Source organism: Sphingopyxis sp. (genome assembly GCF_035565275.1).
Lineage (GTDB): Bacteria > Pseudomonadota > Alphaproteobacteria > Sphingomonadales > Sphingomonadaceae > Sphingopyxis.
Genome location: NZ_DATMST010000242.1, coordinates 1 through 9,892, shown reverse-complemented (window position 1 = coordinate 9,892; position 9,892 = coordinate 1). Strand labels below are relative to the sequence as shown.

Annotated in this window: 8 protein-coding genes; 1 reads left to right on the top strand and 7 read right to left on the bottom strand. The window is 65.8% G+C overall.

The genetic code is table 11. From position 1 onward, the window contains the following. Positions 1-110: 110 nt before the first annotated feature. The 3 genes from VN047_RS16690 to VN047_RS16680 form a co-directional block, all read right to left on the bottom strand. Positions 111-1,361 carry an MFS transporter gene (locus tag VN047_RS16690; RefSeq protein ID WP_414712727.1) on the bottom strand — a complete coding sequence of 417 codons (1,251 nt, stop codon included), beginning with the start codon at positions 1,359-1,361 and terminating at the stop codon, positions 111-113. A 207-nt stretch (positions 1,362-1,568) separates the two neighbouring features. After that, on the bottom strand, positions 1,569-3,377 hold the full coding sequence (locus VN047_RS16685; protein ID WP_325544626.1) for an ABC transporter ATP-binding protein: 1,809 nt from the start codon (positions 3,375-3,377) through the stop codon (positions 1,569-1,571). A gap of 260 nt (positions 3,378-3,637) precedes the next feature. Next, positions 3,638-4,642 carry a LacI family DNA-binding transcriptional regulator gene (locus VN047_RS16680; protein WP_325544624.1) on the bottom strand — a complete coding sequence of 335 codons (1,005 nt, stop codon included), beginning with the start codon at positions 4,640-4,642 and terminating at the stop codon, positions 3,638-3,640. Positions 4,643-4,800: 158 nt separating this feature from the next. Between VN047_RS16680 and VN047_RS16675 the strand changes: the two genes are divergently transcribed. Then, the gene (locus tag VN047_RS16675) at positions 4,801-5,901 is read left to right on the top strand and encodes a YeiH family protein (protein WP_414712726.1); all 1,101 of its coding nucleotides are present in this window, start codon (positions 4,801-4,803) and stop codon (positions 5,899-5,901) included. A 451-nt stretch (positions 5,902-6,352) separates the two neighbouring features. Here VN047_RS16675 and VN047_RS16665 read toward each other — a convergent pair whose 3' ends face one another. The 4 genes from VN047_RS16665 to VN047_RS16650 all read right to left on the bottom strand — a co-directional run. Further along, positions 6,353-7,552 carry an ABC transporter permease gene (locus VN047_RS16665; protein ID WP_325544622.1) on the bottom strand — a complete coding sequence of 400 codons (1,200 nt, stop codon included), beginning with the start codon at positions 7,550-7,552 and terminating at the stop codon, positions 6,353-6,355. Next, positions 7,552-8,283: an ABC transporter ATP-binding protein gene (locus VN047_RS16660; protein ID WP_325544620.1), complete on the bottom strand. Its 732-nt coding sequence runs from the start codon at positions 8,281-8,283 to the stop codon at positions 7,552-7,554. The genes VN047_RS16665 and VN047_RS16660 overlap by 1 nt, the downstream gene beginning before the upstream one ends. Beyond that, positions 8,280-9,590 (bottom strand): efflux RND transporter periplasmic adaptor subunit, encoded by a 1,311-nt coding sequence (locus tag VN047_RS16655; protein WP_325544618.1) that lies wholly within the window; start codon positions 9,588-9,590, stop codon positions 8,280-8,282. Before VN047_RS16655 ends, VN047_RS16660 begins: the two co-directional genes overlap by 4 nt. Then, on the bottom strand, positions 9,587-9,892 hold a 306-nt coding region (locus VN047_RS16650; RefSeq protein ID WP_325544616.1), incomplete at its 5' end, for a TolC family protein. The genes VN047_RS16655 and VN047_RS16650, both read right to left, overlap by 4 nt.

The window sequence follows — 9,892 nt, the reverse complement described above, 5'->3', positions numbered from 1 at the left end:
TTATCTTTTTTCGTCATCCCCGCGAAAGCGGGAACCCAGAGCCCGCGTAAGCTGACCCCGCTCTGGGTTCCCGCTTTCGCGGGGATGACGAATAATGGGGTTTCGCAACCTTAGTGCGCCAGCACCTGCACGTCGCCATCCTCCTCCTCATCGACCGCGACGATGCGCGGCAGGATGAGGTGAATCGCGGCGAGCGCGACGAGATAGGTGACGGCGCAAACGAGGAACATCGGCAGATACCCCCGTCCCGTGTCGAGCGACCAGCCTGCAAACTCGATCATCGCCATGCCCGACAGATTGCCGGCAAAGGCGCCGATGCCGATCGCCGAGCCGACGATGCGCGCGGGGAAGACGTCGGTGGTGAGACCGAAGAGGTTGGTCGAGAAACCCTGATGCGCGAAGAGCGCGAGGCCTAGGATCATCGCGGCGACCCACGCGCTGTCGACCCCGACGAGCAAGGGCACGGGCAGGATGAGCAGCGCATAGATCAGCATCGTCGTCTTGCGCGCGGCGTTCACGCTCCAGCCGCGACGCCCCATCAGGTACGACGGCAGATAACCGCCGGTAATGCCGCCCAATGCCGCCATGAAATAGACGAAGGCCACCGGAAGCCCGAGCGTGCCCTGCGTCAATCCGAAAACACGGTGAAAGAGGTCGGGCATGAAGAACAGCAGGAACCACCAGACCTGATCGGTGAGCGCCTTGCCGAGGATCACCGCCCATTGGCGACGGTCGCGAAGCAGGCTGCTCCACGCGATCTCCGGCGCGGCGGCGTCGCGCGCGGCATTCGGCTGCTCGGGGATGCGCACCATCAGCCAGACGACAACCCAGACGAGCCCGAGCCCGCCCGCGATCAGGAAGGTCGCCTGCCAGCCCCACATCATCGCCATCAGCGGGATGAGCAACGGCGTGAGGATCGCGCCGACATTCGGCGCGATGCCGCCGAGACCAAGGACGAAACTTCGCTCCTTCGCGTTGAAATAGGTCGCGGCGGTCTTCACCGCGGCGGGCGTGCCGATCGATTCCGCGGCGCCGAGTACGGCGCGCGACGCGACGAAGCCCGAGACAGTGGTTGCAAAGGCATGCGCCATGCCCGCGAGGCTCCACACGCCGACGCCGATAGCGAAGCCCCAGCGCAGGCCGACCTTGTCGATAAACCAGCCGGTGCCGAGGAAGGCCAGCGCGGCGGCGAACTGGAAGGCCGAGGCCATGTGGCTGTAATCGCGGTCCGTCCAGTCGAATTCGGCCTGCAAGGTCGGTTTCAGGAGCGCGAGGATCTGGCGGTCGACATAGTTGAGGACGATTGCGATGAAGACGAGCCCCACCACGAGCCAGCGGCGTTTGTCGGCGATTTGCGCCAAGATCGTCTCTCCCCGAATCTGTCTCTGACCGATGAGATAACGCTGTCATACCAGAATGGACAGAGAAATTTTCCCCGCGAAGGCGGGTCGGCGACTTACGCCGCGATGTCTGGAATGGCTTCGGGCGGGCGGCCTTCGGGGGGCGATGGCCGGGCTCTGTCCGGTTCGGGTTGAAGCGCTTGCGCCCCTGCCCGAACCGGACAGATTCTATGCGTCGATCAGCGCCGGATCCTCATCATCCTCGTCGATGATATTGCCCGACTGCCGATCGAACAGCCGGCGATACTGGCCCTGCGGATCGGCGAGCAGCGTTTCGTGATCGCCGTCCTCGATCACCCGGCCCTGATCGAACACGAGGATGCGGTCGAGCGTGCGCACCGTCGACAGCCGGTGCGCGATGACGATCGCGGTGCGGCCTTTCATCAGCCGGTCCATCGCCTGCTGGATCAGCGCCTCGCTTTCCGAATCGAGGCTGGACGTCGCCTCGTCGAGGATCAGGATCGGCGCGTCGGCGAGGAAGGCGCGCGCGAGCGCCACCCGCTGGCGCTCACCGCCCGACAGTTTGACACCGCGCTCGCCGACCAGCGTCGCATAACCACGCGGCAGTCGGGCGATGAAATCGTGCGCGTTCGCGAGCTGCGCCGCCGCCTCGATTTCCGCCCGGCTCGCTTCGGGGCGGGCATAGGCGATATTGTCGGCGAGACTGCGGTGGAACAGGATCGGTTCCTGCTGGACGATCGCGATCTGCGCGCGGAGCGATTGCTGGGTCGCGTGCGACACATCCTGCCCGTCGATCGTCACCCTGCCCTCGTTCACGTCGTAGAGGCGCTGGATCAGCTTGACGAAGCTCGTCTTGCCCGATCCCGAATGGCCGACAAGGCCGATCCGCTCGCCGCCGCGGATCAGCACGTCGAGCCGCTCGTAGAGCGGCGTGTCGTGCCCGCCATAGCGGAAAGTGACGTCGTCGAAGCGCACCTCGCCGGCGCCGATCCGGATCGGCTCGGCGTCGGTTCGATCCTCGATCCCCAGCGGCTGGTCGTGGAGATCGACCAGCTCCTCCATCTCGTTCACCGAACGCTGGAGGTGATGGATGTGGAAGCCGATATCAACGAGATAGCCGTGAACCACGAAGTAGCTGGTGAGCACGAAAGTGACGTCGCCGGGCGTCGCGGCCCCGCTCCACCATAGCCACAGCGCCGTTCCCGCGATCGCGCTGCGCACGACCCAGAGCAGCAGGATCTGTGCGCTGCCCGACCAGGTGTAGCGCATCCACGTCCGCCGCGTGCGCTTCGCCCATTTGGCAAGCAGCGTTTCGACGCGGGCCTCTTCGCGGTCCTCGGCGCCAAAGGCCTTGACCACGGCGTTGGAGCCGATCGCATCGGACAGGAGACCGCCGAGCTTTGTGTCCCACGCGTTCGACAGGGTCGCGGCGGGCGAGGCCCAGCGCGCCGCGAGCACGACGGTCATCGCCACATAGAGCGCTGCGCCGATGCCCATAACAAGCCCGAGCACGGGCCAGTGCCAGCCGAGGAGCAGCATCGTGCCGAGGAGCACGACGACCGAGGGCAGCAGTTGCAGCAGCAGCACGTCGTTGAGCGTGTCGAACGCCCACATGCCGCGCGTGATCTTGCGCACCGTCGAACCGGCGAAGGCGTTGGCGTGCCAGTCGGTCGAGAAGCGCTGGACGCGGTGGAAGCTGCCCTGCGTCACACCCTGCATCATGCGAAGGGTGAAGGGAATGATGCCCGCCCAGGCGAAATGGCGAAGCACCACCATCGCAAGGCCGAGCACCGCCATCGCGGCGAACAGCGCGAGCGCGCCGTCGCGTTGACCGGTTGTCAGCGCGTCGATCAGGCGGCCGGCGTACAGCGGCACGAAAATCTCGGTAATCGTTGCGGCGGTGATGAACAGGGCGATGAAGGCAACGCGTCCGCGCTGCCCGGCCCAATGGCGGAAAGTAAAGTCGAGGACGCGTCGGATCGAATCCGCGCGACCCTTGTCGGGTGTCGATGTCATATCATGAACCGGCGCGAAAGCACCGTCTCCAAAGCGTTATGTCAGGGGGCGATCCGGCCGGAAAACCGGATCACGGAGGCTTCAGGACCTAATGGCCGAAGCGCTCGAAGGCTCGAAACCTTCCGGGAGGGTATGATGCGATCGAAAATTTCATTTACACCCTCCTTTCTTCGCTTTGGAATGGATCGCTGATGTACCGACCTGCCATATGCTTGGCAAGTCCCTGTTTTCCGCGCCGCTTTCCCGGCCTGCCTGTCTGCTCAGCCCCCCGGCGGCGCCGTCGAACCGCGCACGATCAGTTCGTGCGACAATTGCCGCCGCTCGATCGTCTCGCCGAATTCGAGCAGCAAATCGGCGGCAGCGTAGCCCAGGTCGCGGATCGGCTGGCGGATCGTCGTCAGCGACGGCCAGACGACCTGCGCGAGGTCGGTGTCGTCGAAGCCCGCGACCGAAAGCTGGTCGGGCACCGAAATACCCATGCGATGCGCCGCGGCGAGCACGCCCGCGGCCATTTCGTCGCTGCTCGCGAAGATGGCGGTCGGGGGCTCGGGGAGCGCGAGCAGCGCCTCGGCCGCCGCAGCTCCCGACTGGAAATCGAACTGACCGGGGAAGACCAGCGATGCGTCGAAGCCGATGCCGGCGCGTTGAAGCGCCTGCCGGTAGCCGGTGAGGCGCTGGCCGCTCGCGAAATAATTGGCATGGCCGGTGACGAGCCCGATGCGCCGATGACCGAGCGAGATCAGGTAGGCCGCCATGTCGTCGGCGGCCTGAACATTGTCGATATAAACCGCGGACGTCGCGGTCAGATCGGTTCCCGGCTGGACGCGCACGACGGGAATCTTGCGCCGGAACAGCTCGGCGAGCGCGGTGCCGACGTCGGTCACCGGCGGGGTCAAGATGATGCCATCGAGCTGCGCCTGGTCGATCAGCGCGCCGATGTCGTCGACAAGCCCCGGCGAATTGATGTCGCACGGCTGGATGATCATGCGGAAATTGGCTTCGCGGCAGCGCTGCCCGACGCCGGCCTGCATGTTGAAGATATAATAGGGGCTGGGATTGTCGTGGATCAGCCCGATCTGGAACGAGCGCCGTCCCGCCAGCGTGCGCGCCGCAAGGCTGGGGTGATAGTTGAGGCGCGCGACGGCCTCCTCGACCTTTTGTCGCATGTCTTCGCTGACATAGCGTTCCTTGTTGAGCACGCGCGACACGGTCTTGATCGACACGCCGGCAACCCGCGAGACATCCTTGATCGTTGCCCGGGTCATGCGCGCAAGCGCTCCGCACCCGGCTGGCTGAATCCCGTCACGATTGCGCGTCTCCCCGTTCGGCCTTGCTGACCATCGCTGTCTGCTTAGTCCGCGCGCGCTGTTCTTCGCAAGAGAAGCCTTGCGCGCCTGCCCGTCCCGGCGATATGGCGCACAATATGACAGCGCTGGACAGAAACAATCTGACATCGATGCGCCATGCGCACTGGAACAACCTCCCCGGCGGCGGCGACCTGTTCGGCGAACTGCATCTCGCCCGGACCATGGCCGGCACGGCGCCAAAGGGCAGCCTTTTTCCGGGCCTGGCGGCGTGTGCGGCGGCATCGGCGGCCGCAGCCTGGCTGTCCGACCATTATGGTTTTCCGATCATCCTGCTGGGTCTGCTCGTCGGGCTCGCGCTCAATTTCATCGCGGCGAACGAGGCGACGCATCGCGGACTCGACTTCGCGGCGCGCACTTTCCTGCGCATCGGTATCGTCGTGCTCGGGCTGCAGGTTACGTTCCTGCAGATTGCGGTGCTCGGGCCGGTTCCGTTCGCGGCGCTGATCATCATCATGATGCTGACGATCGGGGCGGGCTTTGCCGGCGCGCGGCTTTCGGGGCAATCCCCCTATGCCGGACTGCTTGCAGGCGGCGCGACGGCGATCTGCGGCGCGAGCGCGGCGCTGGCCCTCTATGGCGTGATCGGACGCCAGCGCGTGTCGCAGGCGCAGTTCGCGCTGACGCTCGTCGGCATTTCGCTCGCAAGCGCGCTCGCGATGACGATCTATCCGCTGCTCGCAGTCCGATTCGGGCTGACCGATGCGCAGGCGGGTTTCCTGATCGGCGCATCGATCCACGACGTCGCGCAGGCGATCGGTGGCGGCTATGCCTTTTCCGATGCCGCGGGCACGAGCGCCACGATCGTCAAGCTGGCGCGTGTCGCGCTGCTCGCGCCGGTCGTGGCGCTGGTCGGCGTGATGCTGAAGCCCGGGGACGGCGCCGACACCCGCATCTGGCGCCGCCTTGCGCTGCCCTGGTTCATTGTCGCGTTTCTTGCGGTTGTTTCGCTGAACAGCATCGTGCCGGTGCCGCCGGAATTTCGTGACGCCGCGCTTTCGGCATCGAAGGCGCTGTTGCTGCTGGCGGTAACCGCGACCGCGATGCGCACGCGCATGGACCTGCTGCTGGAGATGGGCTGGCGCGCGACGGTTCCGATCCTCGCCGCGTCGGTCACAAGCTTCGGTGCCGCGCTTCTTTTCGCTTTCGCGGCAATCTAGGGCAACCGGATCACTATCGAGCTAGCCGATTCCAGGGCCGCATCGCAAGGCACGGCATGAGGATCGCGATCATCGATACCAGCACGACGCGCTGCGCGAAGCCGGACTCGACGATCTGGTGGTGATCGATCCGGCCGGCCGGCTGGCCGCGCAGATCGAATCCGCGATGCCCGAGGTCGTGCTGATCAACTCTCGCTGTCGCTTCGCGACGTCGCGCGCGACGTCCGGTTCGTCACCGCACACAGCCGGCGGGGCGCGGCGCTCGATCTCGACTGGACCTCGCTGGCGCGCTGCGGTTCGACGCTCGCCTTTTACATGGGGCGCGATGCCGCCGGCGAGATTGCACGCGGATTGATCGGCGCGGGAATGCCCCGCGAAAGCCCATGCGACGGCGGCAGCCGCAACGGGGTTTTCATAGGCCGGGTGGCTCAACTCGCGACGCGGTCAAAGCCTATTCGTGGCGCAGCGCGTCGATCGGGTCGAGTTTGGAGGCCCGGCGCGCGGGATAATATCCGAAGGTAATCCCCATCAAGGCCGAGAAAAGGAAGCTCAGCGCATTGACGAGGGGATTGAAGATGAAGGGCACGTCGATCACCGTCGCCATCCCCCACGACAGGAAAAAGGCGAGCGCGATGCCGACCGCCCCGCCGAAGCAGCAAAGCACCACCGCCTCGGTCAGGAACTGGAGCTGCACCTCACGCGCGAGCGCACCGATCGCGAGGCGGATGCCGATCTCGCGGGTGCGCTCGGTGACCGATACAAGCATGATGTTCATGATCCCGATGCCGCCGACCAGCAGGCTGATCCCCGCGATCACAGCGACCATCGCGGTCAGCGCCCCGGTCGCGGCCCCCAGCGCCTGATTGACCTGCGCGGTATCGACGATGTTGAAGTCGTTGGCGGCGGTGTCCTGCAGCAGCCGCCGCTCGCGCAGCAAGCCGACGAGCGAATCCTGGATCGTCGTGCTCGAATAGGCGCTGTCATATTTGATCACGAAATATTGCAGGTCGCTGCTGCCGGTGAAGCGCCGCTGCGCCATCTTGAGCGGCACCATTGCGACATTGTCGCTGTCCTGATCGGGGCCGCCGCCCTGCCCGCGTTCCTTGAGCACGCCGATCACAGTACAGGACACATTGTTCAGGCGGATGTTCGCACCGAGCGGACTGCTGCCCGCGACGAAGATCGCCTTCCGGATCTTGGGGCCGATCAGGCACACATTCTTTCCCGCGCTTTCCTCTTCGCGCGAGAAGGGGCGACCGAGTTCGACCTCGATCGACTGGGCGCGAAGGAAGTCGTTCCCGACACCCTGCACGCTCGTCCGCCAGCTCTGCCCATTGTGAAAGGCGGTGGCGCTCGAAGAGACGCTGCCCGAAACATCCTCGACGCCCGCGATCTGCCTGCGCACCGCTTCGACGTCGGCCTGCTTGAAGGATCGTGGTGCCCCGCGGTCGCCCTGCACCGGGAAGACAATCAGCACGTTCGACCCGAGCGAGGATATCTGGTCCTTGATCGACGCGGTAACGCCGTTGCCGAGCGTCACCATGGTGATCACCGCCGCGACCCCGATGATGATGCCAAGGGTCGTGAGGAAAGAGCGCAGCAGGTGCCGCCGGATTTCGCGGAAAGCGAGCAGCAGCGTCGCGCCGAACATCAGGCGCCCCCTGCCGTGCCGCCGCGGTCGCCGCGCTCGACCTGTTCGACAAGACCGTCGCGGAACCGGACGATGGTATGCGCGAAGGTCGCCATCTCTTCCTCATGCGTCACCATCAGGATCGTGATGCCTTCGCCATTGAGGCGGGTCAGAAGCTGCATGATTTCGATCGAGCGTTCGGTATCGAGATTGCCCGTCGGTTCGTCGGCAAGCAGCACGTCGGGCTGGGTCACCAGCGCGCGCGCGATCGCGACGCGCTGCTGTTGACCACCCGAGAGTTCGGCGGGCGTGTGATCGGCCCAGGGCGCGAGCCCGACCTGGTCGAGCGCATTCATCGCCGCGGCGTGCCGCACGCTCTTGTTCTCGCCGCGGTAGAGCAAGGGCAGCTCGACATTTTCGACCGCGCTGGTGCGCGCAAGGAGGTTGAACCCCTGAAAAACAAAGCCGAGATAGCGCCGCCGGAGCAGGCTGCGCTGGTCGCGGTCGAGCGCCTGTACCTCGATACCCTTGAAGCGGAAGATGCCGCTTGTCGGGACGTCGAGGCAGCCGAGGATGTTCATCGTCGTCGACTTGCCCGAACCCGACGGACCCATCACCGCGACGAAATCGCCGCGCTCGATCCGCATGTCGACGCCCCTGAGCGCCTGAAACGCCGCCTCGCCCTTGCCAAAGGTCTTGGTGATCCCTTCCAGCTCGATCAGCGGGGCATCGCGGGACGATGCAGGCGTCACTTGGCCGCTGCCCCCTTGCCCGTCACAACCTTCATCCCCGGCCGCAGCGCCTTGGCCGTGACCGCGGTGAGACGTCCGTCGCTCTGCCCCGTGACGACCTCGACCGGCTTGAGCGTGCCGTCGGCCTCGAGCACCCATACACGCTGGCGGCTCCCTACGCCGATCGTTGCCTGCTGCTCGTTCTGCTCGAGGCCAATTTCGGGATTGAGCACGCTCGCCGCCTCTTTCTCCTTGGCATCGGGCTGGAAGCGCAAGGCGCTGTTCGGGACGAGGAGCTGCCGCGCGGTGGTGCCCGTTGCGATCGTCGCGGTCGCGGTCATTCCCGGCCGGAGCAGGCCGTCGCCGTTCGCCACCGCCAGCCGCGCTTCATAGCTGACCACCGCGTTGCCGGTGGCGGCCGATGCCGCGGCCTGCTGGCTCGCTTGCGAGGCGGTGTTGCTCGATGCCTGATCGACGCGCTCGACGACGGCGGGAAAGCGGCGGCCCGGATAGGCATCGACGGTGAAATTCGCTTTCTGGCCCTCGTGCACCTGCCCGACGTCGGCCTCGTCGATCTCGACGCGAAGCTGCATCGCCGAAAGATCCTCGGCGATGATGAACAGTGTCGGGGTATTGAAGCTTGCCGCCACCGTTTGTCCGGGTTCGACCTGGCGCGCGAGGACGACGCCCGCGACGGGCGAGCGGATCACCGCGCGGTTGCGATTGGTGACTGCCGAGGACAGCTGTGCCTCGACCGCGCGGACGTTCGCCTGCGCCGCGGCAACGGCGGCGGTATCGCGTTTCACCGCGGCGCGTCCCTGATCGAGTTCGACCCGCGACGGTACCTTGCCGCCCGAGATCCTGAACACATTTTCGAGCCGCGCGAGTTGCGCCCGGTCGACGTCGAGCGTCGCCTGCGCCTGCGCGACCTGCGCGCGCGCCGCGTTGAGATTCGCGTCGGCCTGCGTGATCTGGTCCTCGATCACGTCGGTGTTGATCTGCGCGAGGATCTGCCCCTTGGCCACGCGATCGTTCACGTCGACATAGATATGATCGATCTTGCCCGACACTTCCGAACCCACTTCGACCTGATTGGTCGGGCGCAGGTTGCCCGTCGCGGTGACGCTGAGTTCGAGCGATTTCTGCGCGACGGGTTCGGTGATGTAGTTGGCCTTTCCGCTCCCGCCCGAGCAGGTCGCAATTGCGAACAGCACCAGCAGGACAAGCAGCGCGGGCAGCCAGTATTTCATCCAGCGCCGCCAGCGCGGACGCGGTTTCGCACCAAGAAATTCGTCGAGTTCCTGCGGCCCGGTGGCGGTATCGGTCATTCTGTCGTTCCTTCCCGGGCGGCGGCTTCCGGATCGAAATTCGCTGCATCCCAGCCGCCGCCGAGCGCCTGATTCACGCTGATAAAGGCATTGGCGCGCTCGGCCTCGCTCGCCGCGAGCGCATTGCGCGCGGCGAGGAGCTGGTTCTCGGCAGTCAGCAAGGTCTGGAAGTCGATCAGTCCTGCCTGATACTGGCTGCGCGCGAGCAGCGCGGCGTTGTTCGCGGCGTCGAGCGCGACGCCATAGAGCCGCACGCGCTCGCCGGCGGCGCGCTGCGCTGCAGCTGCGTTCTCGACATCTTC

Coding starts and splice junctions, on each gene's coding strand:
- VN047_RS16685 (WP_325544626.1), bottom strand. CDS start 3,377: ATGACATCGACACCCGACAAGGGTCGCGCGGATTCGATCCGACGCGTC.
- VN047_RS16680 (WP_325544624.1), bottom strand. CDS start 4,642: ATGACCCGGGCAACGATCAAGGATGTCTCGCGGGTTGCCGGCGTGTCG.
- VN047_RS16675 (WP_414712726.1), top strand. CDS start 4,801: ATGACAGCGCTGGACAGAAACAATCTGACATCGATGCGCCATGCGCAC.
- VN047_RS16665 (WP_325544622.1), bottom strand. CDS start 7,552: ATGTTCGGCGCGACGCTGCTGCTCGCTTTCCGCGAAATCCGGCGGCAC.
- VN047_RS16655 (WP_325544618.1), bottom strand. CDS start 9,590: ATGACCGATACCGCCACCGGGCCGCAGGAACTCGACGAATTTCTTGGT.